This is a genomic window from Fimbriimonadaceae bacterium, from assembly GCA_019454125.1.
Classification (GTDB): Bacteria; Armatimonadota; Fimbriimonadia; order Fimbriimonadales; family Fimbriimonadaceae; genus JALHNM01.
In genome coordinates, this window is record CP075365.1 from 1,434,102 (window position 1) to 1,452,929 (window position 18,828).

The window sequence follows — 18,828 nt, forward strand, 5'->3', positions numbered from 1 at the left end:
GGAGTTTGCCCGTGCTCAGGGCTGCGGGCTTCATGGCCCTAGCCTGCGTTCTGGTTCTGCGAGACCAGCCAGACGACCACACCGAGCACGAGCAGTCCCAGCAAGACCGCGAACAAGACTTTCCAAAAGCTGATCGGCGCTTCGCCGCGGACTTCGCCGGTTTGGCCGTTCACCAAGAAAGTCCAAGACTTCTCGCGATAGCGATACGCGCCCGACCAGATTGGCAAGAGGACGTGCTTGAACGTCACGTCGAAATACTCCGTGCTCTTCGAATGGATCTGCTGGACGTCGCCACCGATGTCATAGCGGATAGCTTGGTCTATCGAGGGCTGCATCATGACCGTAGCCTTTCCCCAACAGGTTTGAAGGTCTAAGTCATAGCGCATTGCCCGAAAGCCGCTGAGATAACTTGGCTCGTAAGCAGTCAAACCTGTCAACCTCCAAGTGCTCAGGGACTGCGCGTACTTCTCAGGAAGGTGCGTGCTGCCCAGCACCAAGACATCGTCGAAAGGAACGTCGACGACTCCAGAGGCCGGGTACCAGCGCGTCTTTTGCACTTGTCGCGTCTGGCTCCGGCCTTCGCTGTCCGTATAGTATTCGGTCTCCCAATAGTGCTCGCCTCGCAGACCGGTGTAATGTGTGGTGGTCTGCGAGTCATAGGTCCAATAGGGAATGTAGACGCCTTTTATAGCGTGGTGTTGCAGCGCCAAGCGTTTAAGGTCGTTCGGCGCCCAGAATCGGCTTGTCACCCATTGGCGGTAGCTCTCCCTCGCGCGCTTCGCGTCGATCTCGAAGGGGAGGAGCGCGTTCGGGACGATGCGGTTCTCCGGCTTCGTGGGGACGACGACGTCCGACCCGCAAAAGGGGCACCGCCCCGCTTCTTGCGTCGGGGGCATCGTGTACTCCGCGCCGCACTGGTTGCAGTGCAGCACCTGGTCCGTCTCCACGGACGTGTTGTGGACGGCCTTGTCAAGGAACTGGTTGAAGTCGAGTTCTTCGACCAGCACCTTGGGGGGAGCGATCGCCTCCAGGTGCCCGCAATAGGGGCACCTCAGAGAAGTCGTGCCGGGGGCGAACTGCAGCTCCGCCCCGCATTGCGAGCAGGGGTACCGAAGGATCTCGCTCAAGCTGCCCCTCCGGCGAGGATCTGATCGAGGTTTTCCAGCTCGGAAACCGGGCGCAGCTCTCCGGCGTGAGTCTGGAGCACGCGCGACCACCAGCCGACGTCGTGCCAGCGCCCGAGCTTAAAGCCCGCTTGGGGAAAGACTCCGACCGCATCGAATCCCATCGCCTCGTGGAAGGCCACGCTCGGCGCGTTCGGAAGGGTGATCCCCGAGTACAGCGTGCAATAACCCTGCGCGAGAAGGCAGGCGAAGAGCCGCGAATAAAGCGCCCGCCCGACGCCCCGCCCCCTGGCCTCCGGTGCCAGGTAGATCGAGACTTCGGTGGACCAGCGATAGGCCTCGCGGTTGCGATGGGGGCCGCCATAGGCATAGCCGCACACCTGGCCCTCGCGCTCGGCGACCAGCCAAGCGTGCGTCCTGTTCACGGCGACGATCCGGGCCGCCATCTCGGCCCTGAGCGGGGCGCTGGACTCAAACGAGACCGCAGAGCCGTTCACGAACGGCGCGTAAATATGGGCGACGGAGTCCCCGTCCGCTTCGGTTGCGAGCCTAATCACGGGGCCGCATGTCACTCGCCAGGGATCGGGGGTGGCGTGTTCGCGAAGAGGCCCGCGACTTCCGGCACGTCGCCTGCCTTCATCCAGTTCGCCATGCCGCCCGTCCAGACCAGCGTCTCGCGCGTGAGCGTGCCGTCGGCGATCATCCCCGAAAGCTCGGCCGGGCCAAACGGGCCCTGTTGCTGGCCACCCACCACCACGTGGTACTGCATCTGGGTCGGAATCGGCGGGGGAGCCGGAGCAGCCGGCGGAGGGGAAGCCTGAGGCGGAGGTTGCATGCCTTGTGTCGCCATCTGCGCCGCGATCTGGCCGGCTGCCATCTGCGCGCCGAGCCCGCCGACACCGCCGGGATTCTCCGCGCCCTTGACCATGGCCTCGCCCGCCTGGACCTGCATGTACTCGGTCATCACGCCCCCCATCGCACCGATCTTCGAGCGGGTGTCGATGGCGGCTTCGACTTCGGCCGGGACGCTCACGTTCTCGATCAAGAGGTTCAGCAGTTCAAGCCCGTGCTCCCCGAACTTCGGCTGGATCTTCTGGGTCAGCATCTCGCCGACCTCGCGGTACTTCGAATAGAGGTCGAGGACCGGAACCTTCGTCTCCGCGAGCCCTTCGGCCAGAGTCGAGACGATGAAGTTGCGCATCTGCTCGGCGATCTGGTCGGTCGTGAACTCCCAGTTCGTGCCTACCACTTCCCGCAGGAAGAGCCCGGCGTCCTTCACCCGCATCGAATAGGTTCCGAACGCGCGCACGCGCACCATGCCGAAGTCGGCGTCGCGCATCATGATCGGGTTCAAGGTGCCCCACTTGAGGTCGGTGAACCGCTTGGTGTTCACGAAGTAGACCTCGGCCTTGAACGGAGAGTTAAACCCGTACTTCCAGCCCTGGATCGTGCTGAGAATGGGAAGGTTCTTCGTCTCCAGGGTGTACATTCCCGGCTGGAAAACGTCCGCGATCTGGCCCTCGCTGACGAAGACCGCGACCTGCGATTCGCGCACGGTCAACTGTGCGCCGTTCTTGATCTCGTTCCCGTGCCGCTCGAAGCGGTAGACCATCGTGTCCGACGTCTCGTCGGTCCACTGGATGATGTCGATGAACTCGCCGCGCAACTTGTCCCAGATGCCCATTCCAGCCAGAGTATACGCCGGGCCGCGGCCCGCGTTGCGAACCCGGCGCGCGCGACCCACCCGACGCTGAGAAACTCTTGCGGCGGCGCCTTGTGCGACAATGCCCCGTGCGCGTGACGATCGAAAATGTCCGCGAGGCGGCTGGGCGGATCAGCGGGCAGGCCCGTCGCACCCCCGTCCTCACCAGCCGCACGTTCGACGAACGCACCGGCGTGACCGCGTTCTTCAAGTGCGAGAGCTTTCAGCAGACCGGATCCTTCAAGTTCCGCGGCGCCTACAACGCCCTGTGCCAGCTCAGCCCTGACGAAGGGGCGCGCGGCGTCCTGACCTATTCCAGCGGGAACCATGCGCAAGCCTTGGCCAAAGCCGGACGGCTGCTCGGGATCCGGGTGACGGTGGTCATGCCTGCAGACGCGCCGGAGATCAAGCGGAAGGCGACCGAGGGGTATGGCGCGCGCATCGTGCTCTACGACCGCGATGAGACCACCCGCGAGCGGCTCGGCGGCCAAATCGCGCAAGAGGAGGGGCTCAATGTAGTCCCGCCCTACGACCATCCCGCGATCGTGGCGGGGCAGGGAACGGTGGGGTTGGAACTGGTCGACGAGGTCGGTCCCTTGGACTGGCTCCTCATCCCCTGTGGCGGGGGCGGGCTGCTCAGCGGATGTACGGTCTCGGCAAAGGCACTCAGTCCGGGATGCAAAGTGGTCGGGGTGGAGCCCGCGGCCGGCGACGACGCCTGCAGAAGCTTCAAGTCCGGCACGTTGCAGAGCGTGAAGGACCCCGCGACGATCGCCGACGGGGCGCGGACCCCGTCCCTCGGCGAAATCCCCTGGGAAATCGTCCGAACGCTGGTCGACGACATGGTGAGCGTGACCGACCCCGAGCTCATCGCCGCCACCGGCTTCCTCTGGGAGCGGATGAAGATCGTGGTGGAGCCGACAGGGGCTTTGGCCGCCGCCGCCGTTCTGACCGGCAAGGTGCCGGTCACGGGGCGCGTCGGGATAGTTGTGAGCGGGGGGAATGTCGACGTGGGCACAGTGGCGCGCCTGATCGCCGGACAGGCGGGTTCGTAAGTTAAAGAGCCCCGGCCAATCTGGCCAGGGCTTCTTTCGTCTGAGGTCGCAAACTTGGGTGCGGGGGCAGGATTTGAACCTGCGACCTCCGGGTTATGAGCCCGACGAGCTACCGGACTGCTCCACCCCGCGTATCGGACTGTGGACTATACCCACACTACGAGCGGCCCGCGGGAATCTCCGGCATTACTCCCAGGACCCTTGGCTCACCGTCGGCGCTTTCGACCCGAAAGGGCGCCGCGCAGCTTGATAAAGGCGGCGACGATGAAGAGCGCAGGGGCTGCGAGCTCCACTGCGCGCATGGCCGGTTCGACGCGCTCGTCGACGAGCCGTGCGATCCCGGTCGCCCGCGACCCGATCTCAGTCGTGACCGAATCCACTTTCTCAGCGATGCCCTTGCCCTTCTCCGTCACTTGCTCGATCTGTGCGGAGATCCGCTTGATGTGCTTGGACAGGGTAAGGGAATGGGCGATGACGATGCCCACCATGACAAGCAGGAGAAGCATGAAAGCGCTTCCCAAAAGCGAGAAGATTCCGACGGAGGTCGTCACCCAGGTCGGTATTTCCATTACGAGACCACTCTTCCTTTAACGACGACTTTTTGACCTGCTGGTAGGTGGATCGGGCATATGGCGACGCCGTCCGGCGCTTCCACCGCCGCCCCCTGTATGGCAACGTTGCGGCCCCAGAGGCCGCTGATCGTCAGTTTCGCCGTCACATCTTTGTCGCTGGGGTTCCAGATCCGCGCCTCAAACCAGCGCTTGCGCACGTCCAACTTCAGCTCTTCGCACCGGCCGAAGCTCAGGCGGAACTCGGCCCCGATCTGGCGCAGGACGATGCGCCGGCCCACGCCGTCCCACGGCCGGACGGTGTACGCCTCCTCGTCCGCCTCGAAGTGGCATCCGAACGTGTAAAGCCCGGTCGCCCGGTTCGGCAAGACGTACGAGGCGACCGCACGCAGATAGTGGAAATACCCCAGGCCCGAGCCGCCCGTCATCGAGTTATAGCCGGCGTGCCGGGACGCGAGGTCCGGGCAGTAGCACATCGAAGCGGCCCCGTCGCGCCGCACGAGCGCCCACGGCCCCATCATCCCTCCAAAGGCCATGCGCATGTACGCTTCGGGCAGGGCCAGGTAGTCGCGGTCCATGAGCCCGAAGAAGACCAAGGAGTTGGGGATGGTGGTGTGGGCGAGACAGGTCTCGCCACGGTCGACCATCGCCGCCAGCGGGGAAGAGTCGGCCCCGTCCCAGCAGCGCTTGTCGCTGCCGTACCACCACCAGCTGGGCGAAAGCGAGCGTGCGGCAAAGGCGCATCGGACCGTGCGCTCCAGGTGCTCGTCGTTCGCCAGATACTTGGCCGCCTCGAAGACCTCTTCGAGCCCGCCCGTGTCCATGACGGACTCGCCCGCATAGGGATAGGTGAGCTTCATCAGCTCGTTCGCCTTGAACTCGACGTGCTCGCGCAGGCGGTCCGCCTCCTCGTCCATCCCTTCCGCCTCCATATCGGCGAGCAATTCATAGATGCGCGCATATCCCAACACGCCGACCGTGCGGACATAAAGCCGCCACCCTTGCTGGAACATCGAAAGGGCGGTGAGGTAGGCCGACCGCAGGTACTCGCGTGGCTCCAGGGCCGTCTCGCCGTAGCTGACGGCGATCCGGTAGAACGCGTGGTACAAGTTGAAGACGTGCGGATAGCTGAGCGGCCGACCAAAGTGGCTCGCGAGGCCAGCCTCGTCCAGGACGCTCCCCACCGAGTGGTCGCCCGGGTTCTGCACGTCGTCCTGCAGGAACTCGGAGACGTAGCGGTTGAGGACGTCGATCTGGGCACGGTCGGGATAGAGCGAGTTCTTTTCCGCTAGGAAGAGCGCGTCGGCCAGGCTGCATTCCAGGCCGCTTGACTCAAGATATTCCTTCGGGTCGACGACTGGCTCGTTCCGCTTGATGTTGGTCAGCACGATCGCCCCGTCCAGGGTGCTGCCGGGCGTGCGCACCGTCTGGTGCTCGGCGATATAGGCCGCGCGCCGGTGGATGAGCTCGGCGATAGGCTCCGTGAACATCAGGTGCGCGTGACAGAGGGCGCCGTGGTTGTCCAGGAAGCTCACCCGCACGGGCCCGTTCTCGCGGGGCCGAACGAAGCAGAACGCGCTCTCCTCGTCCGTGTCGACCTCAACTTGCGCGTCCTTGGTGACGTGGAACTCGCGGGGAGCGGCGCCGCTCACCTCGAGCGCGATCCCGACGTCGCGCGGGGCGACCGCGCTCGGAAGCAGCCGGATCGAAGGTTTTCCACAGGCCACCAGCGTCTGGTGCACGCCCTCTTGCTTGTCGCTCTCGGTGGGGACGAAGCGCATCTGCAAGACGTGCCGGTCACCGGGTTCCAGGATCAAGGACGTGTGCTCGTTCGTCCAACTCGGCCACTCCTCTCGCTCGATGGTCGCCTTGCTATAGGCGTAGACCACGGGGATGCCCTCCCATTGGAAGGGCGTGTTGAGGCTGCTGCGCACGTGGGAGGCGAACTCCCAGCCGGTGCCGGGGCCGGGGAAGACGAGCAAGCCGGGCGTCTCTGCCGTCATGCGCTCGGCGAAGACCCAGCTCGCCGCCCCACCGATGAACTTGTGGACGTACACGCGGCTTTGCCAAAGGCGGCGCAACTGGTCGTCGCTCCACCCGAAACCGTCGTAAAAGTTGTTGAAGGCCAGCGGGAACCCGAGCTCGCCGATCTCGATCGTCATCCAGCCTTTATTGCGGATCTCGAGCTCCCAGACGATCTGCGGATATGGTGTCCGCAGTTCAAACCACTTGCCAGAGGCCGCGATCTGTTCTATGAAGGGGAACTCGTACTCGAATGAAACGGCGGACTGGTCGGGCTCCTCGTCGTCGCTTGGGACCAGGTGTTGCGCGTTCTGGTTCCGGCTCAGCATCCAGGGCTGGTCCGGGTCGGTGCGCGCACCGATGAGGATGGTGCCCGGCAGGTAGTCGTCGCTCGATTCCTCGCCGAACTGTAGGGGCGGCAAGACGAACTGGAACTCTTCGCTTTCTTCCGGCAAAGCCGGGTCACTGGCCCAGAGCTGGGAGACCCGCCCGCCATTCCCGAATTCCAGCGAGATGAGACTGCCGGTCAGCTCAGACCGGTCGTCGTCAAAGGGATCCATCGAGTTGAAGGCAGGATACCTACGGATCCCTCCGCGCGACCGCGTTTCCTCATAAGGCCGTGGTGCGGCGACGGGCCGGGACAAGTGGTCGCGAGACGCCCGCCCCACAAAGGAGCCCATAGGCACCTTGAGTGACGAGGCCTGAAGGCGGGTGCGATCCAGCGAGACTTGCAGGTAACGTTGCGAACGAGCCGAACGTGCCAGACCTCCATTACAAACGCGTGCTCCTAAAGATCAGCGGCGAAGCGCTCGCCGGCAAGTACGGGTTTGGGCTCGACGCCGAGACCCTCGCCTACATCTCTCGGGAAGTGGCCAGGGTGCACGAACTTGGCGTGGAAGTGGCGATCGTCGTGGGCGGAGGCAACTTCTTCCGGGGCGAGGTCTTCAGCGAGACCGGCCAGATCGACCGCACCGTGGCCGACCAGATGGGCATGATGGGGACCATCATGAACGGCCTGGCCCTGCAGAGCGCGGTCGAACGGCTTGGCCTTCCGACCCGCGTCCAGAGCGCCATCGCGGTCAGCGAGGTCTGCGAGCCTTTCATCCAGCGCCGTGCCATGCGGCACCTGGAGAAGGGAAGGGTCGTGATCTTTGCGGCGGGGACGGGGAACCCCTACTTCACGACGGACACCGCTGCCGTGCTTCGCGCGCTGGAGATCAAGGCCGGCTGTCTTCTTAAGGCCACCAAGGTCGACGGAGTCTATGACAAAGACCCGAAAAAGCACGCCGACGCCGTGAAGTATCACACGCTGGGCTACAGCGAGGCGCTTTCCAAGCGTTTAGCGGTTATGGACCAGACGGCCTTCACAATGTGCCGGGAACATAACCTGCCCGTCATCGTGTTAGACTTGCACGAGGCCGGCGGGATGGCGAAGGCAGTCCAGGGCCAGCCCGTGGGCACGCTCGTCGAAGGAGAATGACAATGGTCGCAGCCGACGTTATAAAAGACGCAGAACACCGAATGAAACAGGCCGTGGAGGCCACATTGCACGACTTCCAACGCATTCGCACGGGACGGGCCAATCCCATCGTGCTAGAACGCGTGACGGTCGAGTACTACGGAGTGGAAACCCCGGTGAACCAGGTCGCGAACATCTCGGTGCCGGAGGCGCGCCAGATCCTCATCCAGCCCTTCGAGAAGAACATGACGGGGGCCATCGAGAAGGCCATCTTGAAGAGCGACATCGGGGTCACCCCGAACAACGATGGCACGGGCATCCGCCTCAACTTCCCACCCATGAACGAAGAGCGCCGCAAGGAGCTCACCAAGCAAGTCCACCACCGGGCCGAGGAAGGGTGCGTCGCCGTGAGGAACATCCGGCGTGACGCGCTCCACCACCTGGCCGCCGCTGAGAAGGCGAAGGAGATCAGCGAGGACGAACTGAAGGGCCACGAAAAGAGGATCCAGGAACTCACCGACAAGTACGTCGATGAAGTCCACGACCTTCAAAAGAAGAAAGACGCCGAGCTGATGGAGATTTAAGGCTTGGCGGCGGTCCGCCATTCGGAGCGCGAAGCCCGTAACGCCACTCAGGCCAGGGCCTTGGACGCCGGGGTCGACCTGGCGCGGTTGCCGCGCCATGTCGCGGTCATCATGGACGGCAACGGCCGTTGGGCGAGCGGTCGGGGCTTGCAACGCCTGATCGGCCATCGGCAAGGCTATCGGACCCTCCGCGACATCTTGCTCGCCTCCAGCGAGCTCGGGATCGAGGTCCTCACCGTCTACGCGTTCTCAGTCGAGAACTGGCGAAGGCCGGAGTCCGAGGTAGGCGGCCTTATGCGCCTGATCGAGGAGGCGGCGAAGAGCGAGCTGCGCGGCCTGCGGCAGAACAACGTGCGCGTCCGCGTCGCGGGACGCCTGGACGAGCTCCCCGCCCCTGCTCGGCGCGCGCTCGATGACCTTGTCGAGACCACCCAGGAGTGCGACGGCATCACCTTCGTGCTGGCTATCAACTATGGAGGCAGGGCGGAGATCGTCGACGCCGTCCGCGCGCTCATCCGCGAGGGCGTGCCGGAAGCGGAGGTCACAGAGGAAGCCGTCGCCCGGCGGCTCTATTGCCCCGACCTGCCCGAGCCCGACCTCATGGTGCGGACGGCGGGAGAGATGCGCTGGAGCAACTTTCTTTTGTGGCAGGCCGCCTATGCCGAGCTCTTCGTGACCCAGGTGCCATGGCCCGAGTTCAATGAAGCCGAACTGGTCCGCGCCATCCTCGAATACCAGCGGCGAGACCGGAAGTTCGGCATGACCAGCGAGCAACGGAAAGCGGACGGCTGAGCATCGCCGCTAATCGGGCAGCACGCTCAACGACGGCACCGCGAACCCCGTGCCGCCCATAGATTCCGTCCGAAGCCGGGCCGGGGCGCGCACGTCCAGCCACGCATAGGCCTCGTCCCCTGCCGGGAGGCCCGCACCCGGCACCAGGCGCCACCGCTCCACATGCTCCACCGAATCGCCGGGGGAAAGGATTTGGTAGGTGCCCAACGACTCCACCTCCAGCATGTCGTGCCGCGTGAAGATCTCGAAGTTGCAGCCAAAGTCCGTGTACGCCTTGCCCGCTTCGGCGCTGAAGGACTTGATGAAGACCTCGTTGAAATTTGTGTGGGCCGCCCAACCTTGCTCGACGAACGAGCCGACCTTCTGTGCCGCCCCCTCCTTGCTTTGCCGGAGCCGCGCTATGCGGCGTCCAATCTCCCAGCGCGGGTCGCTCAGGTCGGTATAGCGCCAGAGCACGAGCGGCCCGCCCGGCTGGAGCGCGTCGCCGTGGTCGCGCGGCTCGGGCAGGGGGAAGAGGCAGACGCCGCCGGGCGCCATCACTGAGATCGCCCACGGGGCGAGCGGCCGCAAACCACTGCTCTGGTTCTCCACCCGATGGCGGACGACCAGCGCGTCCTCCTCCCAAGCCAGGGTCATCGACTTCGCGACTCCGGCGACGCCGATCGGCGTCGAAAAGCGAAGCCCGTCGTCTGTCTCCGCAAGGGCCACCGGCTGGTTGTCAGGCTCGTTCGTGATGCCGGGGATCTCCGGCGCGGTCCAGAGTCGGTGGCCGCCGTAGCTCCGATAGTCGTCCCCGCCCGTGAGGCCGGCGTGCCGCTCGTAAACGGCAAAGTGGTTCGGCCCGCCGGGCCGGCCGAAGCGCAAGACTCTAGGCCCGACCTCGAGGGTGACCACCGCCTCGACCTCGCCATTGCTCAGCCATGCGCAGCGGTCCCAACCCCCGAACGGCCTGATATCCATCGCTCGGAGTGTGGCACACCGCCGCCGACCTGGCCCCGTGCCAAAATCGCGCTTCATGTTCAAAAAGATCCTCGTGGCAAACCGGGGCGAGATTGCGGTCCGGGTGATCCGGACGGCGCGCGCCATGGGCGTGCAGACCGTGGCGGTTGCCAGCGTTGCGGACCGCGACGCCCTCCACGCGAAACTTGCCGACGAGGTCGTCGAGATCGGGGGGCCGGAGCCGGCCACAAGCTACCTCGACGTGGAGAAGATCCTCGACGCGGCCCGATCCACGGGGAGCGAAGCGATCCATCCCGGCTACGGCTTCCTCAGCGAGCGCGCAGAGTTCGCCCGGGCCTGCCGCGAGGCGGGCGTCACCTTCATCGGGCCGAGCCCAGAGGCAATGGACCGCCTTGGCGCGAAGATCGATGCGAAACAGCTCGCGGTCGAGAACGGCGTTCCCGTCACACCGGGCCTCTTCGAACCGGGCGCGAGCGACGAGCGACTCAAGCACGCCGCTAGCGAGATTGGCTACCCGGTCATGCTCAAGGCTTCGGCCGGAGGCGGGGGCAGGGGCATGCGCCTTGTGCGCGACCCGGCCGAATTCGACCATGAGATGGCGATGGCCCGCGTCGAGGCGGTAAAGGCGTTCGGCGACGGGGCGATGATGGTGGAGAAACTGGTCGAGCGTCCCCGCCATATCGAGGTGCAGGTGCTGGCCGATTCGCACGGCCAGGTCGCCTGCCTCTTCGAGCGCGAGTGCTCGATCCAGCGACGTCACCAGAAACTCATCGAAGAGGCGCCTTCGCCCGTGATGACCGAGGATCTCTGGGCTAGGATGGGCGACGCTTCGCGTCGGCTGGTCGCCGGGGCAGGCTATGTCGGGGCGGGCACGGTGGAATTCATGTACGACGAGCCGGCGGGCGAGTTCTACTTCCTGGAAGTCAACGCGCGCTTGCAAGTCGAGCACCCGGTGACGGAGGCGATCACCGGCCTCGACTTGGTCGAATGGCAGCTCCGAATTGCCGCGGGCGAGCCGCTCGCACTACCGGCCGGGCTCCTAGAAGGAGACCGAAGGCGCATCAACGGCCATGCGATCGAGGTGCGCATCGTCGCAGAAGACCCCGCCAAGGGGTTTCTCCCGAGCACGGGCGAGATCCTTGGTTGGGCGGAGCCTCACGGCCTGGGCGTCCGCTTCGACACCGGCTTTGGACTCGGCGCAGAGGTCTCGCGCTATTACGACTCGCTGATCGCCAAGCTGATCGTGCACCGTGAAAGCCGTGCAGCGGCGCTCAAGCGGCTGCAGGCGGCGCTCATGGACACCCACATCCTCGGCCCTGCCACGAACATCTCGTACATCCTGGACGTGTTGGCGCACCCTTCGTTCGGGGAGGGGCGGTTTGACACGGCCTTCCTGGGACGGGAGTTCGCCGACTGGACGGCTCCGACCGAGTTTCCGGCCGAGCTCGCGACCCTCGTCCATGAGGCGACGGCGCGGCCGGTCAGCCGCAGGGGCTCCGTCTCTCAGACACCTGTCTGGGACCGGATGGACGGCTTCCAGATCATCGATACGGTCGAACGGCCAAAGTTGCTTCCCTAGGCACCGAACACGCTGACAAGGCGCTCGATCTGGACGTTCGCCGAGCGGAGGCGCTGAGCGAGGGTCTTGCCGAGGTTGCGGTAGATCGCCATGCCGATTCGGGGCTGGGTTTCCATCAGGTCCATGAGCTTCTTGCCGTCCAGGTGCAAGAGCCGGCTGGCGCCGTTGCTCATCACCGTGGCCGATCGCTGGCCGTCTTCGAGCAAAGCGAACTCGCCTATGATCGCGCCGGGTTTCAGCCTCGTGATCACGTCGCCCGCAGGGGTGCGGACTTCGCCGCTGCCCTCGACCAGCACGTAGAGGTCGAAGGAGACCTCGTCCTCTCGGACGATGTCCTCCAAATCTCCGCGCTCAATGAACTCACCAAGCTCGCAGAGGCCCTTGACCTCTTCGTCCGTTAGGCCATCGGTGATGTAGTGGGTGCGGAACGTATCGAAGAGATCCATGCCGTTTTCCTTAGGATACCGGCACGGGGTGTCTCCCCTGAAGACGAGTGCCCCCCTTCCCGCTAGGCGGGAAAGGGGGCGGAGTGGCTCTACTTGCCGCAGCAACCGCCGCAGCATCCACCGCCGCAACAGCCGCTCTCGCAGCAATTGCAGGCAGCACAGGCGCAGTCGCTGCAGCAGCACCCGATGCTGGGGGCCTCTTGGGTGGCCCGCGCCGGGCCGAAGAGGTTTGCCGCGGGAGCGGCGACGACGAATCCGAGCACGAGGCTCGTCACGATGGTTTTCAGCATTGTGTTCTTTCCGTTCGATGCATCCGGGATTTGCCCGGGGACGTGAGGGGAACGACGAAACGACCTTAGCCAGGGACCTGGCTTTGGCAGCAGGGTTTCGTCAAACGAACGGAGGGGCACGGGGCGCACCCGGAGACCGGGCACGAGTCCCTGCAGTCAAGACCGGGTCGCAAAGCGGCCTGGCCTCGGGTAACTGAACGGTGCCTGGAACCGCAAAGGGAGTCGGCAGGGCCGCAGGCGTCTCTAAGGGGGGAAGGACCGCTTTCGCCGGGATGGCGACCTGGCCCTTGGCGGCGACGAGTTTCGCCTGTTCCGTGCACGCCGGGCATCCGCCCTCGTCCTTGTTGGACGCAGAACAGCACCCTTGTGCCTGGTTCGGCTGCTCAGGGCCGCAGAGCCCCACCGAGCATGCTATCGCACAGGCGCCCCAGCAACATGCCGACAGCCAAAGGCTGCCCGCCATGAGCCAAGCGGCGCGGAGGGAGCGGAACTTGCCCACCACCATCATTATGCCGCATTTTGGGGGGTGACCGGCCATAAATCCTGCCTTCCCAGGCCGACTTCTCGTCTCGCCGGTACGATCCCAAGCCGTGAGGATCATGGTTCCGGTCAAACGGGTGGTCGACCCCTACGCAAAGGTGCGGCCCTTGGCGGACGGCAGCGGCCTAGATGTGGCCAGCGTCAAATTCGACGTCAACCCATTTGACGAGATTGCGGTGGAGGAGGCCGTCCGGATGAAGGAAATCGACGCCAGCGTCCACGTGACCGCGGTCGGCATCGGCCCGAGCGACGCGGAAGAGCAACTGCGCAAGGCTTTGGCCATGGGCGCCGACGAGGCCATCCTGGTCGAGACGGACGACCCCATGGATTCGGGCGTCGTGGCAAAGGAACTCGAAACCGTGGCACGCGAGCTCCAGCCAGACCTGATCCTGATGGGGAAGCAGGCCACCGACGACGACAACAACCAGGCCGGGCAGATGCTAGCAGCACGGCTCGGCTGGCCACAGGCCACCTTCGCCTGCAAGGTCGAACGGGCAGAGGGCAGGCTCCGGGTCACGCGCGAGACAGACCACGGCGAAGAGACTCTCGAATTACCGATGCCTTGCCTGGTGACCGCCGACCTCCGGCTGAACGAACCGCGCTACATCGCCTTGCCAGGCATCATCAAGGCGCGGTCCAAGCCCCTGACGAAGCGGCCCCGATCCACCGATGCGGCGCCGAAGACCCGGGTCACCAGAATGGATTCACCCCCGCCCCGGGCAGCCGGCCGCCGAGTCGGCTCCGTCGACGAACTTGTCGCCGCCCTGAAGGAGGCGGGAGTCCTGTGAGGCTGTTGGGGATCGCCTTCGATGCCAACGACGCCCGGGCGTGCCAGGCCTTCGCGGCCGCCCTCGGCTGCGAGTTCGACCTCGTGCAACTCACCGGTGTCGCCGTGGCCGATGCGGGCGCGGGCAAAGTGATGGACGCGGGACTGGAAGACGTGCCCCCGGCGGACGCCCTTGCCGCAGCCTTGCAGGGAGCCACCTCCGGGTACACCCACGTCGCCGCCCCGAGCTCGATGCAAGCCAAGGACTTGCTCGCCCGCTTGGCCGGGCTCCTCGATGCAGCCATGGTCACGGACGCAACCGGCTTCACCGCGCCGAACCTGTGGGCCCGGCCGATCGTGGCGGGGACGGTGATGGCGACGGTCGAGACACTCACCGAGCCCGTGGTCGTGACGTTCCGGGCCGCGTCGTTCGCCAAGGTGGAACCGGCCGGGGCGTCGCCTGTCGAGGCCTTTCAGATCGCCGGTGCCAGCGCCGTCACACGGCTGGCAAAGACGGTTCGCGGCGGGTCGCGACCAGACCTCACCCAAGCGAAAGTCGTGGTCTCTGGAGGGCGCCCCCTGGGCGATGCGGAGACCTTCGAGAGGGTGATCGGCGGCCTTGCCGACAAGCTCGGCGGAGCGGTCGGCGCGACACGCGCCGCGGTCGACTCAGGCATCGCCGCGAACGAACTCCAAGTGGGTCAAACAGGCAAGATTGTCGCACCAGACTTATACATAGCAGCGGGAATAAGCGGTTCGACCCAACACATGGCGGGCATCAAGGACTCGAAGGTGATCGTGGCGATCAACAAAGATTCCGAGGCGCCGATCTTCGAGGTCGCCGACTTTGGGCTCGTCGCGGACCTCTTCGACGCGGTGCCGGAACTGACCTCGAAAGTCTAGGTCACCACGTCGTGACACCCAGGATGCGGACCCCGGCCAAGCGGTCGCGAGCCGTAAGCCGCACCTGGGTGACCTTGCCGAAGCCTTTCGGCAAGGGGAGCCGTATGGAGCAGGCCCCGGCGGACCGATCTGCCGCAACCAGGGGCCGCACGTCTTCCGGGGCGCGGACGTGGGCGCCGTAATAGAGGGTCTTCGTGAGCGTGGCCCCGCGTTCACCCTCGAGAGCTAGGTCAGCGACGGCCACCCCCTGTCCCATCCAGGCGACGCAGTCCAACGCCAGACCGACCTCGTTCGCGTCCGCCGAAAGGTTGAGGACGATCTCCGAGGCGCCGCTTTGGCCGGTAACGGTTAGAGGCGTGTAGAGGCCGAGAGGGGTGCCCAGAAGAAAGGTTGTGGGGCCGACCTTGGCGGGCCGGGTCGAGCCGCCCACCGACCACGCCTGGCCGGGACGGTCGTCGACCGGCGAGGGGGCCCCGAAGAGGAGGGAGCGGAGGCGCTCCATCGGGTCGTAGGGAAGTTTGTCCGGCGCGTCGGTACGGCCGCTCCAGGCATAGTCCCCAGCCAAAACATAGGCGGCGAATTGCTTGGGTTCTCGATAGACCGCGCCCTCGTCGGTGACCGTGCCTGCCCACGTGGTCTGAAGGGTTCCCGAGCCCGAGGCGACGGCCGCCAGAGTGTGACCCCGGATGTTCGCGGGCTTCCACCAGCTCGCTGCGATGGGCTTTAGTCCATCCGATTTAAACAGTTTCAGAGAAGGAAAATTGGTTGTTTCCTCGTAGTGCCAGTCACAGACCCAGGAGCCCGCGGGCAGGGTGCGCCGTCTTTCTGCGGCAGTGGCGCGGTCGGAAGCGTGGGCACCGGCCGAAGCCTCACTGGGGGCGAGCATCATGTCGCCCCAGAACATAGGTTCTGCGCCGAAACTGCGGGCGAGCGCACCGAGCCAGGGAACGTGGCGCTGCCAGAGCCGCGAGGAGAGGGCCGGGTCGTCCGGCATTCCCCGGCGGTCAAACTCGTCCAATCCGAAATGAATAGTTTTTGGCGCAAAAACTTCTACACATGCCTTCCAGATCTCGCGGATCTTGTTCAGAGCCGGTTCCTTTCGGGGGTCGATCGTGAAGGGGTTGTCCCGGCTCATCGCGAGCTCCAAGTTCTCACCACCGGCGAAGAACCAGCCCATATGGCCAAGGCTCTGAATGAGCGGCACAGGCTCCAGACCTTCGTGGCGATAAAGCGCGGCAAGGGTGGCCAAATCTTTGAGGGAAGTGGAATCGGAGGTCGCCTTGACACCGGGCCAGGCCGACCGGTCGCACTGGAGGACAACGTGGTTGAAGCGCATGGGCCCGACTAATCGCTCGACGAGCGAGGGCTGAAACTGGACTGCGCGCGGCCCGGCGAAGAGGTGGACTCCGCGCCAGGCGACGGAGGGCCAATCGCGGATCTTCGTGGCGGGCCACACGAGGACGCCCTGGCGAGGCTGGGCCAGGTCGACGAGCTTCTGGAGTCCGAACCGCAAGCCCGCCCTGTCCTCGGCCACGAGTCGCACCCGCCCTTCGGAAACGGTGAGCACGTAGCCATCCGGGCCGAGCCCGGTCGGCAAGATCTCCGTGTCGATCCGGACGGTCCCCGATGCGGCCGGGAGCATCCATCGCCTGCCGAGGTCGCGGGCCAGGTTCTCTGCGATCGGATCGTCCGCACCCAAGGCTCCGATGAACTCGAAGCCGGCAGGAACGGCGACCCATTCGCCTGTATCGAGCCGCTCCTTCGGCTTCGGCACCTCTGGGGACGGGGCGGTGGGCGCGGAGATCGCGGTGGCAAGAGGGCTCGCAACGGGCCGCAGCGTGTTCGCATTGGGCACGTGGAGCGGGCGGGCGTCGAAAGACCATCGGGCCACCGACTCGATCGCGTCGCCCGGTTTCAGGACAAGGGGAGCCTGGGTGAGTCGGAACAGGCTGTCGCCGCTGGCCCAGCCACCGTCCATTCCGCGCCCGTCAGCAAGCTGCGCGCGCGTCCCGGGCAGGTGCAAACCGATCTTGGCCAGCGGAGAGTCGAACTCGAAGCGCTCGCTTGCCGGGCCGAGCATCCGCCCCTCTTCGCTCCCGCGGTAGGGTTCCGGCCGGGGCGTGACCGTGAACTCGCCGATCCGGATCGAGCCGCTCGCGACCGCCGAGCCCCACAGGAAACCAGGTGTGTTCTCGACGCGCACCCGCCCCTCGCCGCGCCATTTGAACTCGTTTCGGACTTCCAGGAAGTCGAATCCGGGTTTGAAGGTCAGGGTGCCGTGCGCGAGCCCGTCCTTGCTTTGGTAACGGACCCGGATCGAAGCGTCGGGCAACCGCGCCACCTCTTTCGGCTGCCAGCGCGAGTTGTAGAGGCCCTTGCCAGAGCCGGCCTCGAAGTATTGGAAGCTGGACCCGCGCACCACGGGCACTCCGGAGACGCGCACCTGCAGACCCTCGAACTCCGCATAGTCGATCTGGACGGCCGCCAACGGGGCGCTCAGAAGGAGGGTTGCCAGGGTCACCCGGCTAGTCTATCGCAGTGGTCAGAGCCTCGTCCTCGGATTCCTGGGCAGCGTAGTAATAGGGGGTGCGAGATTCGAACTCGCCGGCACAGGTGTCGACCATCTTGTACACCGTCTTCTCCGGCCCGTCCCCGTTTTCCAGCAACTTCTTGATCTTGTTCAGGAACCAGGGGTCGACCCGGCTCAACCGGTTGACCTCTTCGACCGTCCACCCTCGTCGCAGGGCTTCGGCAAGGGCCCAAAGGCGCTCGTCGGTCGGCTGGGAGACGGCTTCCGCCAGCGCCTCGTCGCCTACCCCGGTGAACGGCCCTTCGAAAAGGGTCTTGCTGCGGACCTCTAGTCCGCGGACGGCCTTGCGCAGGGCGTCCTCGAAGGTGCGGTCGATGGCCATCACCTCGCCCGTCGCCTTCATCTGGGTGCTTAGGCGGCGGTCGCCTCCCGGGAACTTGTCGAAGGGCCAGCGGGGGATCTTGACCACGACGTAGTCCAGCGCCGGCTCGAAACACGCCTTGGTCGAGCGCGTCACCGCGTTCTCGATCTCGTCGAGGGTCTTGCCGACCGCGATCTTCGCCGCGACCCTTGCGATGGGGTAGCCCGTGGCCTTCGAGGCGAGCGCCGAGGAGCGCGAGACCCGCGGGTTGACCTCGATCACGTAGTAGTCAAACGACTCCGGGTTCACGGCGAGCTGAACGTTGCAGCCGCCCTCGATCTTCAGCGCTTCGATGATCTTGAGCGAGGCCGTCCGCAGCATGTGGTACTCGATGTCGCTGAGCGTCTGGGAAGGCGCGACGACGATCGAGTCGCCGGTGTGCACGCCCATCGGGTCTAGGTTCTCCATGTTGCACACCGTGATGCAGTTTCCGCGGCTGTCGCGCATCACCTCGTACTCCACTTCCTTCCAGCCCAGGAGCGAGCGCTCGACCATAAGCTGGGAGCGCATGGAGAGTTTCAGGCCCTTGCGGCCCGTTTCCCAGAGCTCTTCGCGGCTGCGGGCCACGCCTCCCCCGGTGCCGCCGAGCGTATAGGCGGGGCGGATGATGCAAGGGTAAGGCGCGATGTCGAGGAGCTTTTGGAGGTCGTCCTCGCTCTCCACGATCCAGCTTTCGGGCACGGGCTCTCGGATCTCGCGCATGAGCGAGCGGAACAACTCCCTGTCCTCCGCTTTCTTGATCGCGTCGAGCTGGGTGCCGAGCAATCGCACGCCGTAGCGTTCCAGGCAGCCACGCTCCGCGAGCTGGCTCGCAAGGTTCAAACCGGTCTGGCCGCCGAGGGTGGGGAGGAGGCCGTCCGGCCTCTCCCGCGCGATCACGCGTTCGCAAAACTCGGGCGTGAGCGGCTCGATATAAACGCGGTCTGCCGTCTCCTCGTCGGTCATGATCGTCGCCGGGTTGCTGTTGATCAGGACCACCTCGTGGCCCTCTTCCCGAAGGCTCTTGCAGGCTTGGCTGCCCGCGTAGTCGAACTCGGCGGCCTGGCCGATGATGATCGGGCCACTGCCGATCACGAGGATTTTCAT

General features: G+C 65.4%; 17 protein-coding genes and 1 tRNA gene. 7 read left to right on the top strand and 11 right to left on the bottom strand.

Features of this window, described 5'->3' with window-relative positions:
- Window positions 1-38: 38 nt before the first annotated feature.
- The 3 genes from KF733_07095 to KF733_07105 are packed head-to-tail and all read right to left on the bottom strand — an operon-like array spanning window position 39 to window position 2,808.
- Entirely contained in the window at window positions 39-1,127 is a 1,089-nt protein-coding gene (locus KF733_07095; protein ID QYK54774.1) for a hypothetical protein, read from the bottom strand.
- The gene (locus KF733_07100) at window positions 1,124-1,681 is read right to left on the bottom strand and encodes an N-acetyltransferase (GenBank protein QYK54775.1); all 558 of its coding nucleotides are present in this window, start codon (window positions 1,679-1,681) and stop codon (window positions 1,124-1,126) included. The genes KF733_07095 and KF733_07100 overlap by 4 nt, the downstream gene beginning before the upstream one ends.
- An 11-nt stretch (window positions 1,682-1,692) precedes the next feature.
- The gene (locus KF733_07105; protein ID QYK54776.1) at window positions 1,693-2,808 is read right to left on the bottom strand and encodes an SPFH domain-containing protein; all 1,116 of its coding nucleotides are present in this window, start codon (window positions 2,806-2,808) and stop codon (window positions 1,693-1,695) included.
- Between the two features lie 113 nt (window positions 2,809-2,921).
- Here KF733_07105 and KF733_07110 point away from each other — a divergent pair, with 113 nt between their 5' ends.
- The gene (locus KF733_07110) at window positions 2,922-3,881 is read left to right on the top strand and encodes a threo-3-hydroxy-L-aspartate ammonia-lyase (protein ID QYK54777.1); all 960 of its coding nucleotides are present in this window, start codon (window positions 2,922-2,924) and stop codon (window positions 3,879-3,881) included.
- A 55-nt stretch (window positions 3,882-3,936) separates the two neighbouring features.
- Here the strand turns inward: KF733_07110 and KF733_07115 are convergent.
- From KF733_07115 to KF733_07125, 3 genes are all read right to left on the bottom strand, one after another.
- A tRNA-Met gene (locus KF733_07115) sits at window positions 3,937-4,013 on the bottom strand.
- A 74-nt stretch (window positions 4,014-4,087) separates the two neighbouring features.
- The gene (locus KF733_07120; protein QYK54778.1) at window positions 4,088-4,450 is read right to left on the bottom strand and encodes a hypothetical protein; all 363 of its coding nucleotides are present in this window, start codon (window positions 4,448-4,450) and stop codon (window positions 4,088-4,090) included.
- Complete coding sequence (locus tag KF733_07125; GenBank protein QYK54779.1) at window positions 4,450-7,032, bottom strand: hypothetical protein; 2,583 nt, start codon at window positions 7,030-7,032, stop codon at window positions 4,450-4,452. The genes KF733_07120 and KF733_07125 overlap by 1 nt, the downstream gene beginning before the upstream one ends.
- Window positions 7,033-7,229: 197 nt before the next feature.
- Here KF733_07125 and pyrH point away from each other — a divergent pair, with 197 nt between their 5' ends.
- Genes pyrH through uppS form a run of 3 tightly spaced genes read left to right on the top strand, consistent with a single transcriptional unit; the run spans window position 7,230 to window position 9,307 of the window.
- A complete protein-coding gene (pyrH, locus tag KF733_07130; protein ID QYK57159.1) occupies window positions 7,230-7,952 on the top strand; it encodes a UMP kinase in 723 nt (240 codons plus the stop codon).
- 41 nt (window positions 7,953-7,993) lie between these two features.
- Complete coding sequence (frr, locus tag KF733_07135; GenBank protein ID QYK54780.1) at window positions 7,994-8,515, top strand: ribosome recycling factor; 522 nt, start codon at window positions 7,994-7,996, stop codon at window positions 8,513-8,515.
- A gap of 3 nt (window positions 8,516-8,518) precedes the next feature.
- Window positions 8,519-9,307, top strand: coding sequence for a di-trans,poly-cis-decaprenylcistransferase (uppS, locus tag KF733_07140; protein ID QYK54781.1), 789 nt, complete (start codon window positions 8,519-8,521; stop codon window positions 9,305-9,307).
- Between the two features lie 9 nt (window positions 9,308-9,316).
- Here the strand turns inward: uppS and KF733_07145 are convergent, their stop codons facing one another.
- Entirely contained in the window at window positions 9,317-10,267 is a 951-nt protein-coding gene (locus KF733_07145) for a hypothetical protein (GenBank protein QYK54782.1), read from the bottom strand.
- 55 nt (window positions 10,268-10,322) lie between these two features.
- Here KF733_07145 and KF733_07150 point away from each other — a divergent pair, with 55 nt between their 5' ends.
- Window positions 10,323-11,846, top strand: a complete 1,524-nt coding sequence (locus KF733_07150; GenBank protein ID QYK54783.1) for an ATP-grasp domain-containing protein — start codon at window positions 10,323-10,325, stop codon at window positions 11,844-11,846.
- On the opposite strand, the gene KF733_07155 is transcribed toward KF733_07150, so the two are convergent.
- The gene (locus KF733_07155) at window positions 11,843-12,292 is read right to left on the bottom strand and encodes a cyclic nucleotide-binding domain-containing protein (GenBank protein ID QYK54784.1); all 450 of its coding nucleotides are present in this window, start codon (window positions 12,290-12,292) and stop codon (window positions 11,843-11,845) included. The genes KF733_07150 and KF733_07155 overlap by 4 nt on opposite strands.
- An 89-nt stretch (window positions 12,293-12,381) precedes the next feature.
- A complete protein-coding gene (locus tag KF733_07160) occupies window positions 12,382-12,582 on the bottom strand; it encodes a hypothetical protein (GenBank protein ID QYK54785.1) in 201 nt (66 codons plus the stop codon).
- Window positions 12,583-13,172: 590 nt separating this feature from the next.
- On the opposite strand from KF733_07160, the gene KF733_07165 reads away from it, so the two are divergent.
- Entirely contained in the window at window positions 13,173-13,910 is a 738-nt protein-coding gene (locus KF733_07165) for an electron transfer flavoprotein subunit beta/FixA family protein (GenBank protein QYK54786.1), read from the top strand.
- The gene (locus KF733_07170) at window positions 13,907-14,791 is read left to right on the top strand and encodes an FAD-binding protein (protein QYK54787.1); all 885 of its coding nucleotides are present in this window, start codon (window positions 13,907-13,909) and stop codon (window positions 14,789-14,791) included. Before KF733_07165 ends, KF733_07170 begins: the two co-directional genes overlap by 4 nt.
- A gap of 1 nt (window position 14,792) precedes the next feature.
- Here the strand turns inward: KF733_07170 and KF733_07175 are convergent, their stop codons facing one another.
- Both KF733_07175 and carB read right to left on the bottom strand, forming a co-directional pair.
- Window positions 14,793-17,312 (bottom strand): hypothetical protein, encoded by a 2,520-nt coding sequence (locus tag KF733_07175; GenBank protein ID QYK54788.1) that lies wholly within the window; start codon window positions 17,310-17,312, stop codon window positions 14,793-14,795.
- A gap of 4 nt (window positions 17,313-17,316) precedes the next feature.
- Window positions 17,317-18,828 (bottom strand): carbamoyl-phosphate synthase large subunit, encoded by a 1,512-nt coding sequence (gene carB, locus KF733_07180; GenBank protein ID QYK54789.1) that lies wholly within the window; start codon window positions 18,826-18,828, stop codon window positions 17,317-17,319.

Coding starts and splice junctions, on each gene's coding strand:
- KF733_07105 (QYK54776.1), bottom strand. CDS start 2,808: ATGGGCATCTGGGACAAGTTGCGCGGCGAGTTCATCGACATCATCCAG.
- KF733_07120 (QYK54778.1), bottom strand. CDS start 4,450: ATGGAAATACCGACCTGGGTGACGACCTCCGTCGGAATCTTCTCGCTT.
- KF733_07125 (QYK54779.1), bottom strand. CDS start 7,032: ATGGATCCCTTTGACGACGACCGGTCTGAGCTGACCGGCAGTCTCATC.
- frr (QYK54780.1), top strand. CDS start 7,994: ATGAAACAGGCCGTGGAGGCCACATTGCACGACTTCCAACGCATTCGC.
- KF733_07145 (QYK54782.1), bottom strand. CDS start 10,267: ATGGATATCAGGCCGTTCGGGGGTTGGGACCGCTGCGCATGGCTGAGC.
- KF733_07150 (QYK54783.1), top strand. CDS start 10,323: ATGTTCAAAAAGATCCTCGTGGCAAACCGGGGCGAGATTGCGGTCCGG.
- KF733_07155 (QYK54784.1), bottom strand. CDS start 12,292: ATGGATCTCTTCGATACGTTCCGCACCCACTACATCACCGATGGCCTA.
- KF733_07160 (QYK54785.1), bottom strand. CDS start 12,582: ATGCTGAAAACCATCGTGACGAGCCTCGTGCTCGGATTCGTCGTCGCC.
- carB (QYK54789.1), bottom strand. CDS start 18,828: ATGAAAATCCTCGTGATCGGCAGTGGCCCGATCATCATCGGCCAGGCC.